The organism is Frankia sp. Allo2 (genome assembly GCF_000733325.1).
GTDB classification, from domain to species: domain Bacteria; phylum Actinomycetota; class Actinomycetes; order Frankiales; family Frankiaceae; genus Frankia; species Frankia casuarinae.
The window spans coordinates 1-17899 of sequence record NZ_JPHT01000037.1 but is presented as its reverse complement, the minus strand read 5'-3'; the positions used below and the strand labels follow the sequence as shown (position 1 = coordinate 17899).

At 70.9% G+C, this 17899-nt stretch carries 15 protein-coding genes; 2 read left to right on the top strand and 13 right to left on the bottom strand.

Translation table 11 applies throughout. The annotated features are described in order from the left end of the window. Positions 1-30: 30 nt before the first annotated feature. Both ALLO2_RS19100 and ALLO2_RS19095 read right to left on the bottom strand, forming a co-directional pair. A complete protein-coding gene (locus tag ALLO2_RS19100; protein WP_011437151.1) occupies positions 31-1092 on the bottom strand; it encodes an LLM class F420-dependent oxidoreductase in 1062 nt (353 codons plus the stop codon). A 152-nt stretch (positions 1093-1244) separates the two neighbouring features. After that, positions 1245-2111 (bottom strand): class I SAM-dependent methyltransferase, encoded by an 867-nt coding sequence (locus tag ALLO2_RS19095; RefSeq protein ID WP_011437152.1) that lies wholly within the window; start codon positions 2109-2111, stop codon positions 1245-1247. A gap of 450 nt (positions 2112-2561) precedes the next feature. On the opposite strand from ALLO2_RS19095, the gene ALLO2_RS24935 reads away from it, so the two are divergent. Continuing rightward, entirely contained in the window at positions 2562-3482 is a 921-nt protein-coding gene (locus ALLO2_RS24935) for a trans-aconitate 2-methyltransferase (protein ID WP_011437153.1), read from the top strand. Here ALLO2_RS24935 and ALLO2_RS19085 read toward each other — a convergent pair. The 8 genes from ALLO2_RS19085 to ALLO2_RS19055 form a co-directional block, all read right to left on the bottom strand. Continuing rightward, positions 3379-5304, bottom strand: coding sequence for an ABC transporter ATP-binding protein (locus ALLO2_RS19085; protein WP_035733948.1), 1926 nt, complete (start codon positions 5302-5304; stop codon positions 3379-3381). The two genes, ALLO2_RS24935 and ALLO2_RS19085, sit on opposite strands and share 104 nt — an antisense overlap. Further along, positions 5301-6179 (bottom strand): ABC transporter permease, encoded by an 879-nt coding sequence (locus tag ALLO2_RS19080; protein WP_023841765.1) that lies wholly within the window; start codon positions 6177-6179, stop codon positions 5301-5303. The genes ALLO2_RS19085 and ALLO2_RS19080 overlap by 4 nt, the downstream gene beginning before the upstream one ends. Further along, entirely contained in the window at positions 6176-7168 is a 993-nt protein-coding gene (locus tag ALLO2_RS19075) for an ABC transporter permease (protein ID WP_011437156.1), read from the bottom strand. The genes ALLO2_RS19080 and ALLO2_RS19075 overlap by 4 nt, the downstream gene beginning before the upstream one ends. Positions 7169-7172: 4 nt before the next feature. Then, positions 7173-8840 carry an ABC transporter substrate-binding protein gene (locus ALLO2_RS19070; protein ID WP_035733946.1) on the bottom strand — a complete coding sequence of 556 codons (1668 nt, stop codon included), beginning with the start codon at positions 8838-8840 and terminating at the stop codon, positions 7173-7175. Between the two features lie 919 nt (positions 8841-9759). Continuing rightward, positions 9760-10629 (bottom strand): helix-turn-helix transcriptional regulator, encoded by an 870-nt coding sequence (locus tag ALLO2_RS19065; protein ID WP_023842195.1) that lies wholly within the window; start codon positions 10627-10629, stop codon positions 9760-9762. Positions 10630-10822: 193 nt separating this feature from the next. Next, complete coding sequence (locus tag ALLO2_RS26615) at positions 10823-10969, bottom strand: hypothetical protein (RefSeq protein ID WP_157858560.1); 147 nt, start codon at positions 10967-10969, stop codon at positions 10823-10825. A gap of 122 nt (positions 10970-11091) precedes the next feature. Continuing rightward, entirely contained in the window at positions 11092-11805 is a 714-nt protein-coding gene (locus ALLO2_RS23580; protein ID WP_049760940.1) for a response regulator transcription factor, read from the bottom strand. 415 nt (positions 11806-12220) lie between these two features. Then, entirely contained in the window at positions 12221-13786 is a 1566-nt protein-coding gene (locus ALLO2_RS19055) for a 4-hydroxyphenylacetate 3-hydroxylase family protein (protein ID WP_232235205.1), read from the bottom strand. A gap of 1488 nt (positions 13787-15274) precedes the next feature. On the opposite strand from ALLO2_RS19055, the gene ALLO2_RS27955 reads away from it, so the two are divergent. Further along, positions 15275-16021 (top strand): helix-turn-helix domain-containing protein, encoded by a 747-nt coding sequence (locus ALLO2_RS27955; RefSeq protein WP_277870096.1) that lies wholly within the window; start codon positions 15275-15277, stop codon positions 16019-16021. Here ALLO2_RS27955 and ALLO2_RS19035 read toward each other — a convergent pair. From ALLO2_RS19035 to ALLO2_RS19025, 3 genes are all read right to left on the bottom strand, one after another. After that, positions 16001-16675 (bottom strand): ATP-dependent Clp protease proteolytic subunit, encoded by a 675-nt coding sequence (locus ALLO2_RS19035; protein ID WP_304413244.1) that lies wholly within the window; start codon positions 16673-16675, stop codon positions 16001-16003. The two genes, ALLO2_RS27955 and ALLO2_RS19035, sit on opposite strands and share 21 nt — an antisense overlap. Continuing rightward, positions 16672-17388 (bottom strand): ATP-dependent Clp protease proteolytic subunit, encoded by a 717-nt coding sequence (locus tag ALLO2_RS19030; RefSeq protein ID WP_035733958.1) that lies wholly within the window; start codon positions 17386-17388, stop codon positions 16672-16674. The genes ALLO2_RS19035 and ALLO2_RS19030 overlap by 4 nt, the downstream gene beginning before the upstream one ends. Before the next feature lie 185 nt (positions 17389-17573). Then, positions 17574-17899: zinc ribbon domain-containing protein (locus ALLO2_RS19025; RefSeq protein ID WP_035733941.1), on the bottom strand; the 326-nt coding region annotated here is incomplete at its 5' end.

Sequence of the window (17899 nt, the reverse complement as noted above, 5' to 3'; positions counted from 1 at the left end):
GAACCGGCACGGTTCGTCCGGCGAGATCGATCAGCCGACGCCAGCCGGCGTTGGGATGCGGGGGCGCAGCGTGCTCAGCAGGCCGAGGACCCGGTCGGCCAGGTCCTGCTCTCCCCCGCCGGCCGATCCAGCTGATCCGGCGGTGTCCCACGAGCCGAGCAGGAAGGACGGAGTCAGGCGGACGTAGAGCTGGATCGCGGTAACCCCGGGCTGCACATATGCGGCGATCTGGTCGCGGCACTGCTCGGGCGTGCCGTGGATGAACAGGGCGTCAATGACCTCATCGGGTAGTGCCCGGGCGGCACCACGCTGGTCCCCGGCGGTCCAGCGCTCGTGGGACTCGGCGAGCCGTTCGCCGTTGCCGAGCCATTCGTGGAAGGCATGGTAGGGGGTCTGGTTGAGGATCCAGGTGAGGAACGGCCGGCTGTCGCGGCGGGCGACGTCCGGATCGGCGTTCGGGCTCACGAAGACCTTCACCACCAGCTCCTTGCCCGCTGGCTGCGGTCCGACGACGGCGCGGACCTTGATCAGATCTTCGGGGGACAACAGATTGGTGACGGCACCATCCCCCTCGGTGAAGCCGAGCTTGAGCATGCCGGGCCGCAGCGCTCCCAGGATGACCTTCGGCGTCTCGATCGGAGGATTCGGTATGGCGAAGCCGCGGATCGCGAACGTGTCGAAGGCGCCGGAGACCACCTCGCCGCGCAGCGCCCGGGTGAGGAAACGAAGCGTGTCCCGGGTCCGGCGGAAGGGCTCGTCGAACGGGATGCCGTTGAGGTCGGTCACGTGGGCGGGCACCGACGAACCGATGCCAAGGACAAGCCCGCCGAACGTCAGATCGGCCAGGGTCGCCGCGGTCTGGGCGAGCACCGCCGGGCCGCGGGTGTGGACGGGCACGATCGCGCTCGCCAGGCGCACCCGGGGATCCCAGGCGGCGGCGACCGCGAGCGGGGTGAACGCGTCGATGCCGCCGCCTTCGGCCGTCCACACGTCGCTGTAGCCAGCGTCAGCGAGTCCCGTGACGATGCGTCGATGGTCCCGCAGCGGGATGCCGGGCAGAGGAAGGGTGACACCGAAGCGCGGAGTGGTCACGGGAGTACCTCACGGGTGGTCGACGGTGTTCGGTCAGATGGTCGTCGCGGAGACGGAGGACGAAGGACGAAGGACGAAGGACGAAGGACGAAGGACGGAGACGGAGGACGAAGGACGGAGACGGAAGGGCGGGAGTTCCCGCGCCCGTAAGCTCAGGCCGGGGGGCGCCGGCCCCAGGCCGCGATGATGCTGGGCCCGAGGTCGAGGAAGTCGGGATCGGCGAGCAGGGCCAGGGCCGAGTCGAGATCGGCGCGGGTGAGCAGGCCGCTGGCGACAAGGTAGTCGGCGGACTGGCTGAACGTCGCACGCCACAGGCGCCCGATCTCGTTGGAGCCGCCAACCGGGTAGTACGTGGCGTGCAGACCGGCGTCGACCAGGCCCGCTCGGGTCAGCGGCGCCGGCAGCGTTCGCCCCCACCACAGGTCCGACCCGATCGACGACGCCATTGCCTGGCCGATCGCCTCGAAGGCGTGCCGGAATTCGTCGTGCGGTGACGAGTCAACCGGGGACAGCACGAGATCCTCAGTGACCAGCCAGCCGCCCGGGGCCAGCCAGGAGACTAGCCGCCGCAGCACCTCCTCACGTTCGGGGATGTGCATGAGGACGGTGCGGGCATGGATGAGGTCGAAGGAGCCCGGCTCGAAGTCGTGGGTGCGCACGTCCGCTTGGACGATCCGCAGGTTCGACCGGCCGGTGTCGTCGAGGAAACTCGTGCTCACGTCGACCGCGGTCACCTCCCCGCCGGGGAACCGGTCGGCCAGCCAGTAGGCGACCGAACCCGCACCGGCACCGATTTCCAGGAACCGCCCTCCGTCTGCGATTCCCCGCGCCTCGAGAACGGCGTGCGTGGCCGGGTCCACCTGTGATTCCAGCAGTTGCAGCCGACCGAGTTCCGTGGAGATGTCGTGGCTGAGGATGCCCTGGACGTATCCGACCGACGTGTCGGGCTCGGAACGCTGTGCAGCGATCACGTCTCGCGCCGGCGCCAAAGCCGCATCGAATTCCGTTGTACTGGTCATCGTCTCCCCTGGGCATGGTTCTGGGCCGGCTCCGGGCGGTCGCAGCCAAGTCCCAGACCGGTTGCGGACCAGCTCCGGTCCGGCACGGCGGTACCGATGTCTGTGCGGTTTCCACCGTCGTACCTGGTTTCCACCGTCGTACCTGGTTTCCACCGTCGTACCTGGTTTCCACCGTCGCGGCTTCCACTGCCGCGAACAGTTTCCGCGTCCCGGCCCGCGACCCATTCCAGTCGGCTCGCGGCGGCGGGTCCAGAGGCATCACGGTGCTGTTACCAGTACTAACAGGATGTCGACTATGGACGCAGAAAGCTACCTTGACCCCACACGAACACGATGCCTAATTTCAAAACTCATGGCACGGAACTCGGCGCTTGGCGCGAGCCCGTGATGCACGATGGCGGACCGTCAGTACGTCGGATCGGTTGACATACCTCGGCTGGGGAGAAGCAGATGACGCAGACCGTCACGGCACAGGCGGCCCGACTCGGCGGATACGACGACGCCAGCCGGCTTCGGCAGGCTCAGGACACCGACTGGGTGCTCGGGTTCGCCGATCCGACCGCCCGGTCCGTCGCCGATCTCGGCTGCGGCATCGGTTCCCTGCTCGCCGCGGCGCTCGACCGCCTGCCCGACGCCGTCGACGCCCTGGGCCTGGATCGTGAGGAGTCCCGGCTCGCCGAGGCTCGACGCAAGCTCGCCCCCTACGCGACCCGGGTACGGTTCCGCTTCGTCCAGGCCGATCTGCGCCGGCCCCCGCAGCTGGCCGACGATGCGGGTTCCACGGCGTTCGACCTGGTCACCCTCACCGCGGTCCTGCACTGGATCCACCCTGACGAGGAGCAGCTGGTGCGGTGGATCTCCATGCGACTGCGACCCGGCGGCGCCTTCCTGCTCACCACCCACCATCCCGAGCACGACGAGTACGGGTTCGGTGGCAGCGACGACCTCGCCCGGCAGGCCCTGGTCCGCCTGGGCCATGCGGCCGAGGACGTACCCAGGCTGCTGGCGGCGGCCGGGATCATTCCGATCGCCGTACGCACCCTGTCCGTGGACGACACCGCGACCCTGCTCGACGCGTACTTCGACATCGACGGCGTCGACGAACGCCCGGCACTCGTGCGGGCCGCGAGCGGCGAAGAGTACCAGCGGTTCCACGCGGCGACCTTTGGCACCTACTACAGCCGGCTCGTCGGTGCGGATCGCCAGGAGGACTATTTTCGGGCGATCGGGGAGGTCGCGCAGCACCGCCTCGACACCGACGGGCACATTACCCAGATGCCGGTACGGCTGTGGCGCTGTCGGCCACGGGCGTCCCGGCCTGCGGAGACGGCCCGGCCTGCGGAGACGGCCCGGCAGCCGATAGGGGGGTAGGCGGTGCGGGGAGCCGGGGCACCGCGGCGAGCAGCCGTACGGTGTAGGGGTGCCGGGGGGCGGTGAAGACCGTCTCCACCTCCCCGGACTCGACGATCCGCCCGTCGTACATCACCAGGACCCGGTCGCTGAGGTGCCGCACGACGCCGAGGTCGTGNGAGACGAAGACCATGGCCAGACGGTGGGTCCGGCGCAGGTCGACAAGCAGGTCCAAGACCTGGGCCTGGATGGACACGTCGAGCGCGGATACCGGTTCGTCGCAGATCAGCACCTGCGGTTCCACGGACAGCGCCCGGGCGATGGCCACCCGCTGCCGCTGGCCGCCGGACAGCTCGACCGGTCTGCGCCGTAGTTCCCGCGCGGAGAGCCCCACCTGTTCCAGCCGTCGGACGGCGGCGTCGCGGCGCTCGGTCCGCGCGACCCCACCCACCCGCAGCGCCTGCGTCAGGATCCGGCCCACCGTCAGTCGTGGGTCGAAGGAACCCAGCGGGTCCTGGAAGATCGCCTGGATCTGCCGACGGCGTGGTCGGCGCTCACGCTCCGACACCGAGCTGCCCCGGCCGCCCCCAGGATCCGACGGACCGACCCAGGGAACGCCGCCGAGCAGCACCTCACCCGCGTCGGGTTCGGTCAGACCCAGCATGATCCGGGCGAGCGTCGTCTTCCCCGAACCGGACTCGCCGACGAGCCCGAGGGTCTCCCCGCGGCGCAGCGCGAAGGAGACGTCCCGGACCACCTCGCGTCGCTCTCCGTCCGTCGTCCGGAACGCCTTGCGCAGTCCCGTCGCCCGCAGAAGGATCTCGGCGCCGGTCGAGCCGCCCGCGTCGAGCCCGGCAGACGCGAGCCCGGCTTCGNCGACGGGTCCGGCCAGCCGGCTGCCCCTGGTCCGTGCGGAGGGCACGGCGGCAAGCAGCTCGCGGGTATAGGCGTGCGTGGGATCGCCCAGCACCCGCTCGGTCGGGCCACTTTCCAGGATCACTCCGTCGCGCAGCACGGCGACCCGATCGGCGAGCCGGGCAACGACCGCCAGGTCATGGCTGATGAGCAGCAGTCCCATCCCGCTCGCACGCAGACCGGCGAGCAGATCGAGGATCCGGGCCTGGACCGAGACGTCGAGAGCGGTGGTCGGCTCGTCGGCGATGAGCAGGTCCGGGGTGCCGGCCAGCGCCGCGGCGATCAGCACCCGCTGGCGCAACCCGCCGGAGAGCTGGTGCGGGTACTGCCGGGCACGGACCTGTGGATCAGGAATGCCGGCCCGCGCCAGCAGCGTCACGACGCGGGGGCCACGTTCGGCTCGCGCGACCGGGCCATGCGCCCGCAGCGCCTCGTCGNCCTCCTGCTCGACCCGCCGCAGCGGATCGAGGGAGCCGAGGGCGTCCTGGAGCACCAGGCCGATCCGGCGGCCACGCAGGGCGCGCCATTCCCGGTCCCGCAGCCCGATGAGGTCGGTCCCGCCCAGGCGCAGCCGCCGGGCCTGGACCGTCGCGCCCGCTCCGGCGAGTCCGACGAGGGCGCGGGCGGTCACGCTCTTACCCGATCCGGACTCGCCCACGAGGGCCACACACTCCCCCGCGCCGACATCGAAGGAGATTCCCCGCACCGCCTCGACGGCCCGAGCGCCCCGGCCGAAGGAGACCCGCAGCCCGTCGACGGTCAGCAGGGTCGCGGACGGCTCCTTCGCCCCCCGCCCGCTCGGAGGTATCGAACCAGGGGGCTCCGACCCCAGCGGTGCCAGGTTCGGCGATGCCACGTTTGGCAGTGCCAGGTTCGGCGGTGCCAGGTTCGGCGGTGCCGGCGGTGAGACCTGCGGCTGGTCGTTCACGGAGTCCGTCCCTCCACCCGCAGGCGGGCATGGCGGCCGAGCACGGTCACGGCGACGACCGTGGCGGCGATCGCCGCCCCGGGGAACACCACGACCCACCAGGCGGTGTCGATGACGCCCCGGCCGTCGGCGAGCATCGCCCCCCACTCGGGGGCCGGCGGCTTCGTACCGAGGCCTAGGAAACTCAACGCCGAACCGGAGATGATCGCCGTCCCGATGCCGACGGTGGCCAGCACGAGCAGCGGTCCGAGCGTGTTCGGCACGATGTGGCGCAGCATGATCACCGACCGGGGCAGGCCGAGCGCCACCCCGGCGTCGACGAACCCGGCATGGCGGACGACGAGGGCACGCGACCGCACAACCCGCGCGTAGCTGGGGACCGCCGCGATGCCGATGGCCACCGCCGCGTTCACCGATCCTGGACCGACGATGGTGATGACCAGCAGCGCGAGCAGCAGTTCGGGGAAGGCAAGCAGCAGGTCCACGAGCCGCATGAGCAGCCCGTCGGCGAACCGGCCGCCGAGGGCCGCCGCGAGGCCGACCGTCGCCCCGATCCCCGCGCCGAGCGCGGTCGCTCCGGCACCGAGCAGTAGCGAATGCCGGGCGCCGGTGACCACCCGCGCGAAGACGTCCCGGCCCAGCTGGTCGGTGCCGAACCAGTGTGCCCAGCTCGGTCCGCGCAGCGCCTCGCCGAGGTTCGTCCCGTCCGCGGGATGGCGGCTGAGCAGCCCCGGCCAGGCGGTCGCGACAAGAAGCAGGACTATCAGCAGGCCGGCCGCGATCAAACCGGGACGCGGCCGGCCACCGCCGGTGCCGGCCAGGGCACCGGCGGCGGGCGGCTCGGTCCCGGGGCGGGTTTCCCCGACCGCGGTCACCGGGACACCGCCAGATCAACCGCCGTGGCCCTCCCGGCACCGGATCCGTCGTCGCGCAGTCGCGGGTCGATGAGCAGGTAGAGCAGGTCGACTACGCTGTTCACGACGACGAAGACCGCCGCGGACAGCAGCACCACCGCGGTGACCACCGGGATGTCCTTGGCCGAGATCGCCACGAGGGTCACCCGACCGATCCCCGGCCGGGCGAACACCGCCTCGGTGACGACGGCGCCGCCGAGCAGGCTGCCCACCGCCCAGCCGAGCAGGGTGACGAGCGGGAGCGCGGCATGGCGCAGGGCATGGCGGGTCAGCACACCCACCGCGCCGATGCCGCGGGCGCGAACCGAGACGACGAACGGAGCCTCCAGCGCGGCGTCAAGGCCCTCCCGCAGCACCTGGGCAAGGACCCCGGCGATCGGCAGGGCCAGCGCGGACGCCGGGAGGACCAGTCCGGACGGGCCAGTGGCGCCGGCGCTGGGAAACCAGCCGAGATGCGCGGAGAAGAGGGTGATGAGCAGGATGCCGATCCAGAACGTCGGGCTCGACACGACGAGCAGCTCGGCGCTGGTCGCCAGCATCCGGCCGAGCCGGTGGGTGGTGCCGCCCCGGCCGGCGGTCGACACCGCGAGTCCGACCGCCAGCAGCGCGGCGAGTGCGGACGCCGTGAGCGCCAGCTGCACCGTCGGCCACACCTGACCGGACAACACCTCCACGACCGGCCGCTGCAGCTGGTAGGAGGTGCCGAGATGGCCGGTCACCAGGCGGCGCAGCCAGGTGCCGTACTGGACGACGAGCGGCGACTGGAATCCGTACGTCTCGTTGATCTGCTCCCGAAGCTGCGGCGAGATCCCGAACGTAGGCCCGATCAAAGTGTCGACAGGATCACCCGGTACGACGTGCAGCGTCACGAAGGCCAACGTCGCCGCGCCCCATAGGACCCCGGCGCCCACGACCAGCCGGCGCAGCAGGAACCTCGCCACAGCCCGCACTAGATCAGCCCACCCAGCTGTCGTAGAACAGCGGGAAGGCGTCCGCGTCGAAGGTGATGTCGTGGACCTTCGACGCCGTGCCGACGGTCCGGGTGAACACGTAGATCGGCAGGGTGTACGCGTGGTCGATCACATATTTCTGCACCTGCCCGTAGGCCTTCTTGCGGGCGGCGAGATCCGTCGTGCCGGCGCCGGTCGCGAGCCAGTCGTCGACCTCCGGCACCGCGATCCCGGAACTGTTCGCCCCGCCCTGGGTGAACGCCAGATTCGAGGCGAACAGTGTACGGAGCAGGTCGGGGTCGGACTTGCCCCAGCTGTAGGCGATCAGGTCGTAGCCGCCGGCGTTGCGCTGGGTGGTGTAGGCGCCCGAGTCCATCGAGTAGAGCTTGGTGGCGATGCCGACCTTCTTCAGGTCGGCCTGTACCGCCTGGCTGACGATGTCGCGCTGCTCGCGGTTGAAGGCGCCGACGTAGGGCCAGTCGAGGACGAGACGCGCGCCGTTCTTCGTGCGGTAGCCGTCGGCGTCGCGGCCGGTGTAGCCGGCCTCGTCGAGTAGCTTGTTCGCCGCGGTGACGTCATGGGGGAAGGCCTTCTCGAGGCTGCGATCGTAGGCGATGTTCTTTGGCGTCAGCGTGCTCCACGCGCGGGCGTACTGGCCGGCGTAGACCGTCTTCACGATCGTGTCGACGTCGACGGCGCGCTGGACGNCCTTACGGACCCGCTCGTCGGAGAACGGCGCACGCCTGGTGTTGAAGTAGATCGAGTAGTTGGCGTTCTGCGGAATCACCTTGAGTAGCCGCAGGGAGGTATCGCCCTCGATCGCGGCGACGTTCTGCGCCGGCACGCCGTCGGCGGCGTCGATCTCCCCACTGCGCAGCGCGCTCACCCTCGTCGCGTCCTCGGGCAGGAAGCGGATGGCCAGCTTGTCGAGGTAGGCGGCGCCGGTGTGCTTCGCGCCGCCGGGGGCCGAGGTGTAGCCGTCGTTGCGGGTGAACTCGGCGACCGATCCCTTCACATAACGGGTGAAGCGAAACGGCCCGGTACCCACCGAGTTCGGCCCGCCCGAGCAGAGGGTGTCCGGCGCGTCGGCGATCTTCTTCGACGACTCGATGCCGAGGTAGGTCGTGGCGGCCGCGGCGAGGAATGCCGCGTACGGCTTGGAGAAGGTGACCTTGGCCGTGTGCGGGTCGACGACCTCGGTGCCGACGTAGGGGCCGAGCAGCGCCACCGCGTACTGCGACTTCGTTGACTTCGCCGCGATGTGGTCGANGTTCGCCTTCACCGCCGCCGCGTCGAACGGTGTGCCGTCGTGGAACGTCACGCCGTCCTTGAGCTTGAAGGTGAACGTCTTCGCGTCGGCGGAGACCGTCCACGACGTGGCCAGCCACGGGCCGACCCCGCCGCCCGGCTGCTGCGTCACGAGCGAGTCGAACACACCCCGCTGGATGACGGCGGTGACGTCGGCCGGGCTGACGTGCGGGTCGAGGCAGTCGCCCTCGGTGGCCACCGCGAAGGTGAGCGTGCCGCCCCGGTGCGGTGTTCCGCCCGCCCCGTTCGCGCTGGTGGAGCCGGCGGGTGCCGGATCGGACGCGCAGGCGCCGAGCATGGCGGCGGCGGCCGCGACGGCCGCGACGCGGACGGCGGGGTGGAATCGGGGACGTGGGCGTTTCATGGATGCTCCAGATAGGGCGGACGCGACGATGGCCTCACCGGGTCATGCGGCCCGGCGGCCGAGGGGCACGGGGAGCCGCAGCCGGCGGCCCGGGCGCGTGCCGTACGAGCACGGACCAGCACGAACGGGGAGGTAGTCGCCGATGGTGCTACTGCCGTACCAGCCCAGACAGGCAGCGGTTCATCCTGTTATCGCGGCTCATAGACATCGCCGCAAGCCCGTGCGCGTCGCCCCGCGGCCCGCCCCGCCCGAACCGACCCCGCCCGAACCGACCCCGGCCGAAAGGCACCCTCAGGTAACCTGAGCGGGGTCAAACGGTCGTAGCGACGCCCCGATACCCGAGATGGCGTGGACCGATGCCCGCGACATGCGGGCCCCAGGTCATGGCGGTCGACTACGCCCTGGCGGGCTGGCCGCCCGGCACATCCCCGGCCATCCGGCGGACTAAAGTCCCCGCCGAGGAGATCTGCACCGACCCCCGATCCCGGCGGCGGACCATGCCGAAAGGCCAACTCACCCGCGCACCAGGGAAGATCACAGATATCTGATCATGCTATGAAAGATCACACCACCAGCGCTGGTGGATCCAGGTAGACCGCAGGAAGGAAGGGCCGACACGGTCGGCACAGCCAGCGCAGCTGTCACACATACACAGGCACGCCACGACGTCATCGGGCGAGATACGCCCGCGGGAACGCCACGACCTCCGCCAACGCCTCCCTCGCAGCCCCCGAACTAGGCACCGCGATGTGCCAGCAGTGCCCGGTGCCCGCCCACGCGCGGTACGTGACACGGCCCCCGGCGGCGGAAGCCCCGCGTCCCGTGCGGCCAGCAGGGCCGCCGCCGTGCAGATGCAGCACCATCGCGCGCCGGCCGCCGGCCGCCGGCCGCCGGTGGCGGGCCGGGCCGCCGGTCGCGGTCAGGCCGAGAGCCGCTGCCGCGCGGCGGGGTCCGGGCGCCCCGCCGCGCCCGGCGTCTCGGCCGCCAGCCGGGTGAGCAGCTCCCGGTCCGCGGGCGTCGCGGGCGTCTGGAGCCAGATGGTGGACTCCGGATCATCACCCGGTCGCAGCACCGACAGCATCAGCGAAATGTCGCCGAGCGGCGTGGCCGCGCTGACCGTGCGGCCCGTGAACACGCGCACGGACCGGCACTGCCACCAGGCACGCAGCTCGGGGCGCGCCTGTTCGAGCAGCTCCAGCACGGCACGGCCGCGCTGGTCGTCGGGATGATGACCGATCTGGGCGCGGAACTGGGCGAGCAGGTCCTTGGCCACGTCCTCGGACCCGCCCATCCCGTCCCGGGTCCGGGGCTGCGCCACCAGCAGCCACAGCAGGTTGCGCTGGGGCTCGGGCACGTCGGCGGGATCCCCCCACAGGACGGTGTAGGCGTCGTTCCAGGCGGTGACGTCGAAGCGCCGGTCGAGCAGCAACGCCGGACAGTTCGGCCAGTTGTCCAGCACCGAACGCAGCGCCTTGACGAGGGTGTGGTGGCGGTCCGCTGGCGGCGTGTGCAGGCCGGCGAGCGCCAGGGCGTGGCGACGACCGTCGTCGTCGAGCCGCAGGGCCCGGGCGACGGCCTCGAGGACCTGCCGGGACGCGGCGACCCGGCCTTGTTCCAGCCAGGTGTACCAGGCGAGGCCGAGGCCGGAGAGCGCGGCGACCTCCTCCCGGCGCAGCCCCGGGGTGCGGCGGCGAGGTGTGGCGGGCAACCCGACGTCCTCGGGTCGCAGGCGCTCACGGTGGGCACGAAGAAAGAATCCAAGCTCACGCTGGCGGGCGTCGTCGCTCATCGGTTCCAGTCGGATCGGGCGGCCTGGTCGACACCGCCGATCCGGCACATCCGGCACATCCGGCACATCCGGCGGGCGGGACAGCATCGACACAGGGACACGCGGTCAGCAGGACTGCTACTACCCTCAGTCGCCAACAACGCCTAACAGCAGTCACCCATGTGATGGCTGAAATCCAGCCACCGCCGCCGGATCAGCGCAGGCCGAAACGGCCGAGCGGACCGTCCAACGCAAGAGGACACAGCCCCATGGTGGCATCGCCCGGCAGCCATGTCCGGCGCTTACCCGGAGAGATCGCGCCATTTACATGATCGAATAACGTCAGCACGAATTTCGACACCCGAAGCAACCTATCAATAACCACAAGTAATAGATCTGTGATGATCAGCCGGAATCCGGATCATCGAAAACACCGACTCGCGGAACGTGTTCATCCCGCCATGGCGCCCGCGGCCACCCCGATCATTCGATCATCCGGTCCGGCGCCGATCCGCGGCCGGACCCACGCCCACGGCCCGTCCAGCCGGCATGCGGACCGTCCAGCAGTCCGTGCCGATAGGCGTAGAGGCCGGCGCGTAGCCGGTCCGGCTGGCCGATCTTGCGCATCGCACCGGTGAGGTACCGCTTGACCGTTGCCTCGGCCAGGGCGAGCTCGCAAGCGATCTCCGCGTTCGACAGACCGCGGGCGAGTTGGCCGAGCACCGCGCGTTCCCGGGAGGTCAGCCCGAGGGCCTGCGGTGGCAGCTCGGCCTGGACCGGCGGCCCCGGCACCCCCGTCGGCGGCGGCGCGGGCAGGAAGACCACGCCGCCGAGCGCGGCGATGGTGACCGCGTGGGCGAGGTCGGCAGGCGGGGCGTCCGGCAGCACCGCCCCCGACGCCCCGGTGGTGAGGATCTGGGTCAGTTCGGCGCAGGTGGCCAGCGGCCGCAACAGCAGAACGCGCGTGGTGGGGATCCGGTCGCCCTCCACGCGCAGCCGGCGCACCGCCGCGAGGTCGGTCGCGAGATCCCCCGCGAGCCCGAGCAGCAGGACCCGGGGACGCGAGCGGCGGATCTGCGGCAGCGCGGCATCCAGCCGATGGCCGCGGCCGACGACGTCGAGCCGGCAGATCGTCGAGAGCAGCAGGTGCAGCCCCGCCCCGGTCACCGGATGGGCGTGCAGCAGAAACACCGACACGCCGCCGTCGATTCCCGTGGGCCTGAGATCCTTGGCGTACGCGGGACACTCGGGCTGCGCGGACGCCTCGGCGCGAACGGGAACCCCAGGACAGGCCGAAACCCTGACCCACGGCGGACCCCCGGAGGACCCGGAGGACCCGGAGGACGCAGAGGACCCGGAGACCTCGGCNCGGACGGGAGGGGGCGAGGCGGCTCCGATCGTCATGACTCCGGGTCCTTACCACGAGGAGCGAACGCGGGCCGGCGGTATCACCCCGTCGTCCCGCGTGCAGGGGGCTGGCCTGACCGTAGGCACCTTCGGGTAGCTCAACCAGGTAGGCGGTGGTATCGCTAACACCCTCCGCGCACACCGTCCCCGGACCCCTCCGCCCGGTCCGACAGCCACCGGTCCGACAGCCACCTGCCGTCAAGCCTCAGAGCGGACGGGTGATCAGCTCCCGGATCTGGTCGGTGACAGGTCCCAGGTCATCCCGGCGGAGCAGGTTGATCCGGTTGCGGGTGATGTCCCCGCGGTGGACGAACTCATAGAGGTCCTGACGCTGCCCGAAGCTGTCCGCCGTGAGCTCCCAGGCCAGCCGGAACAGCCGTGACTTCTCCTCGACCGGGAGGTTCGCGCCCCGCATGTACCGATCGAGATAGGGCCGCAGGTCGGCGGCGGCGAGGTCACGCTCGCTGGGCTGCATGAGGACACCCGACGAGCCGATCCGCCGCACGATCTCCACCGCCCGGCCGGCGACCTGCGCCGACCACACGCGGCTCGCGTCGGTGTTACCCGGCGCGAGCAGGCCGCCGTCCGTCGTCTCGGCCCTGGCCTCCCCCGCGTCGAGAAAGTACCCGACGAGGTCAACGTAGCTCGCCAACTCCCCGAGGTCCTCCTGGACGTGACGCAGCCCCGAGGCTCCGATCGCGTCGGCGAGCAGCGTGCCGACGGCGAGCAGGGTCCGCAGCCGTTCCTGGTAGCGGATGTGGCCGGCGGCCGCGCTCCAGGCGTTGATCCGTCCGAGTCCGACCCGGGCGAGGTTGCCGTCGCGCAGCAGGAACACCCGGTCCCACGGAACCAGCACGTCGTCGAAGAACAGCATGGCGTCCTGCTCGTCGAACCGGGACGCGAGCGCGTGGGCGTGCCCGTACGGCCGGGCCCCCAGCGGCTCCCGACAGAGGATCTTCACGCCTGGGGTAGCCAGCGGCAGGCCGAACCAGATCACGAACTGCTCGGCCTCGCGCTGCGCGAAGCTCGCCGAGAGGTACACGAGCACCTCGTGGGCCAGTGGGGCCAGCGTCGTGAGCTGCTTGGCGCCCCGGACGACGACGCCGTCGTCCCGCTCGGCGATGATGCGCAGCGCGAGATCGGGATCGTCCACGGGGCTGGTGGTCCGGTCGATCTGCGGGTCGCCCAAAGCGTGGCCGAGGACCAGGTCATTGGCCGCACAGTGCCGGTAGAAGGCCACCGCGTTGGCGCCGAAGCCGGCCTGGTTGCACTCCAGATGCTCCCGGAAGTCGAGCAGACCCACCGCCACGTTCGCCATGAACGACGGCGACCGGCCGTGCTGACCCCAGGACTCGCGCATCCACACGGCCGTGCTGCGCCGCCGGGCCCGCAGATCGTCCAGCGTGCGCGGCAGCTGGTAGGACCAGCCGACGCGGGTTCCCGCCTCGGGTTCGTGGACGGTGAGCACGTCGCGCAGATCCGGGTCGTGCTGCAGGTCGAACAGCCGGGCCAGCTCGTCAACGGCGCCCCGGAAGGCTGGATGCGTCGCCACGTTCGCGACCTTCTCCCCGTCGAGCCACACCTCGCGGCCGTCGTTGAGGCTCGCCCGGTACCGCTCCCCGGTCATCAGCCCCTGCGCGGCAGGCGGCGGGGTTCCCAGCGGCGAGTCGGCCGGGGGATCGGCCGTCGCACCGGCGGGGNGGTCACCGGCGGCTGGTCGGCCCGGATCGTCGATGGCGCCGGGATGACCGCTGTCGGTCACGAGGGTCATGGCCTGATCTCCGCTCTGTGGACAATGTCGGTGGCGCCGGTGGCGCCGGTGGCGCCGGTGGTGCCGGTGGTGCCGGTGGTGCCGGTGGTGCCGGTGGTGCCGGTGGTGCCGGTGGTGCCGGTGGTGCCGGTGGCGGTCCAGACGCAGCCACGGTCGACCTGCCCCGGTCCGGCGACCGACCCGGCCACGACGGCAGGCTGGCCGCCCGGAGCGGGCACGGCCACGCCGGCTGACGGGACCGAGGGGTCGTCATGCAGCAGGCGGAAGGCCGGTTCGTATCCCTTGGCCCGGATGTTCGCCGAGAGGGCAGTGGTGCAGAACGAACAGGGGGAGGCCAGGGTGAGGGGCACGCCCCGGGCGCGGGCCTGCTCGCGGTAGTCCCAGATGCCACAGTGCGAGATGATCAGGGTCGCTTGCATGGGCTCGTCGGTGTCGACCGCGTAACGGGAGGAGTAGAGATCCGCCTGGCGTGCGAGCCGGTGGACGACGTCGGCGGGCCGGCCGGTCGGCTCGGGCTCCACCTTGCCGAAGACCGAGGCATTGGCCCTCGCCCAGTCGACGAGCTCCGCCTCGCCCCAGCGCGACACGATGAACCGTTCGATCAGTGCCTGCGCGCGGAAGAACACCCGCTGCCAGGCCGTCGGATCACGATCGTCGGGCGTCGGGAAGTCGGCGAAGATCNCGGCCTGGGTATGCAGCCAGTCGAGTAGACGCAGATCGGCGTGGTGTTCCAGCAGGAACGTCGTCATCCCCGACTCCGCCTCGAGCAGGCGCTGCTGCCACAGGGCTACGCGGTCGTCTCCGGTCATGTCGAGGGCCGGAGCCGGGGTAGACGACCCGGACGCCGTCGCCCGCGGGGATGCGCCGGGCGGCTCAAGGTGGGCGTGGGGACGGGTGCCGAGGACCGCCATCGGCACCGACGCGGCCGAGGACATGGACATGGGTATGGCCATCGGCGTGGCAACGGCACGGGGCACGTGTGTGGGAGCCTCCACGGATCTCCTGTCCCTGGCGGCCCCGGCTAAGCGGGCCACCGCGACGACCGTTCCGGAGACCGGACGGTCAGGATGAATCACGANGGAAACGACGCTAAGTGCGCGGATGATGTAGAAATACCGACCTTTGGTGCATCTTCGTGCCACTTTCGGCGTCCGTCTCCTCACACGTTGTCGCCGTATGCATCGGCGCCGCACGGTTCGTCCGCCGTCGGCAACTCCGGCGGCCGTCGGCAACTCCGGCGGCCGTCGGCGACTTCGCGGCAAAGGTGTGGGCGGAATGCCGGGTGCGGTACTTGCGGTTCCGGCGAGGGCGCAGCGGATACGCTCGGTGCCTTAGCCCTCCATCGACTTACCCGGGGGTGGCTGCGGCAGCGGTCGCCTTCCCACCCACGTGATCAGTATCCGGGACGCGTGTATCTATCAGGACGCGAGCGCCCCTCCGATTCCCTGACCCTTCAAGGCACCAGTCCCCCGGAGGTTCCTGATGGCGATGACGGATGATGCCGAGATGCCGTTGCTGCGCCGGCTGGTCGGGCAGGCGCTGCGCCGACGTCGCCTCGCTCAGGGCCGCACCCTGCGGGACGTGGCGGACGCGGCGCGGGTGTCGACGCCCTACCTCTCGGAGATCGAACGCGGCCTGAAGGAGGCGTCTTCGGAGATCCTCGCCGCGGTCTGCCGGGCGCTGCACATCCGGCTGTCCGATCTGCTGGACGAGGTGCGTCTGGAGCTCGCCCGGCTCGAACCCGAGGTCACCCCCGTGACATCGCCTGGGCCGCTGTCCGCCGTCCACGGGCAGGCGACACCACCGATCACGGCCCGCGTCATCTCCGCTGACCTGCACGCCGCCAGCGGCACCGCGGCCACCGCCAGCATCACGGGCTCGGCTGGCATCGAAACAACCGGTGTCGGCGCAACGGTCGGCGCGGCGTCGCCCTTCGGCGTGTCGCCGAACCTGGGACTCTCGCCGAGCTTCCGGGCCGCCGTCCATACCGGCCGGGTGGTGGTGCCCAGCCCGCGGCGAGCCGCCGTCGCTCCCGGTCCGCGGGGATCGGGGAGATCGGAGGGGCCGGGCAGGTGGTCCCGGCCCGCGGCCGCCTTCCGGCCGCAGCATAGTCGGCCGGAAGGCGGCCGCGGGCACGCTCGTCGACAGGTCGGCCTGTGGCCAGTCGACGTGTGGCAGGCCGACCGGAGCGGCCAACCGCCGGATCGCACCCGGTCAGGCGCTGCGTGCCGATAGAAGCCGGGCGGCCTTACGGCTCATGATGACCTCGTCGATGAGGCCGTACTCCTCGGCCTCATCGGCACTGAAGATCTTATCGCGTTCGGTGTCGCGACGGATCTCCGTCTCGGTACGACCGGTGTGGCGGGCGAGCATCGTCTCCTGCAGCGCCCGTACGCGCAGGATCTCCCGCGCCTGGATCTCGATGTCGCTCGACTGGCCCTCGCCCTGCGCCGACGGCTGGTGGATGAGGATCCGGCTGTTCTCCAGCGCGAACCGCTTCCCCGGCGTGCCCGCCGCCAGCAGCACCGCCGACGCCGACGCCGCCTGACCCATGCAGATCGTCGAGATGTCCGGCCGCACGAACTGCATCGTGTCGTAGATCGCCGTCAACGACGTGAACGACCCACCCGGCGAGTTGATGTAGATCGAGATGTCCCGGTCGGGATCCTCGGACTCCAGGAACAGCAGCTGCGCCATCACGTCGTTCGCCGACACATCATCGATCTGCACACCGAGAAAGACGATCCGCTCCTTGAGCAGCTTCGAATACGGATCCATCGAGTACTCGCCGCGGGAGGTCCGTTCCACGATGTTCGGCAGGACGTGACGGGCCCTCGGCGCACCGCCACCCAGCATGATCCCGCTCGCGGCGGGAGGCCGCCCGGTCATCGCCCGCTCCCGCCGCCGGGGCCGAAACCGGTGCGGCCCGCCCGCCGCAAACCCATGCCCGCTCCACTGACCACACTGGGTACCTGATCCGCCCGGACAACCACATGATCGACGAGGCCGTACTCCTTGGCCTCCTCGGCCGTGAACCACCGGTCCCGGTCGGAGTCGGTCTCGATCTGCTCGACGGTCTGCCCGGTGTGGAAGGCGATTCGCTCCTGCAGCGTGCGCTTGGTGTACAGCATCTGCTCGGCCTGGATGGAGATGTCGGCAGCGGTACCGCCGATGCCACCGTGCGGCTGGTGCATCATGATCCGGGCANGGGGCAGCGCATAGCGCTTACCCGCCGTGCCGGCGCAGAGCAGGAACTGCCCCATCGAACCGGCGAGGCCCAGCGCGACCGTCGCCACGTCGTTTCCGACGTACTGCATCGTGTCATAAATCGCCATGCCGGCGGACACCGAGCCACCCGGCGAATTGATGTAGAGGTAGATGTCGGCCGCGGGATCCTCGGCGGCGAGCAGCAGCAGCTTGGCGCTGATCGCGTTGGCCACCGCGTCCTCGACCACGGAACCAAGGAACACGATCCGGTTCTCGAGGAGCCGGCTGAACACCTGGTCGTCCGCGGAGCCGAGCCCGGATGCGGCGGCCTGCACGGTAGCCCGGCGCGGACTCCCCGGCCCGGCCTGCGTGAGGCGCGAAAAAGATTCGATCATGGTGCGTCCTCCCGCCGGCCGTCGGGAATGGGTGCGAGCACGATGGGCCGGCGTCACCAGCGTTGCCGAGAAATCCGCGCCCACGACGCTGATCTGCTGGCGGCATATCTGCTCACGGCAGACGCAACGTCCCGTGGAACGACTCCAGCGGCCTTCCGTTGCATAAGAGCGCCTGATAGCGGCGCTCATGCCGCCTCACCTTGCGGTGAAGCACTCCCGGTCCGACCGGCCCGAGCCGTGCCGGGTTCCCGTTTCCCAGCCGCCCGCCCCGCGGACGGGGTCCTACGGTCGGCTCCACGGGCGTTTACCGTCTCCGACNTACTGGCGGCGACGAGGTTGGACAGGTTGACCGCGGCGTTCAGGTCGCGGCCGCCTACCAGCCCGCAGGACTGGCAGGCGAAGATACGGTCCGACAGGGTGAGGCCTGGGTTTCGCCAGCCGCAGTCGGAACAGGTCTTCGAGCTTGGATACCAGCGGTCCGCGACCACGAGCGTCGATCCGTACCAGAGGG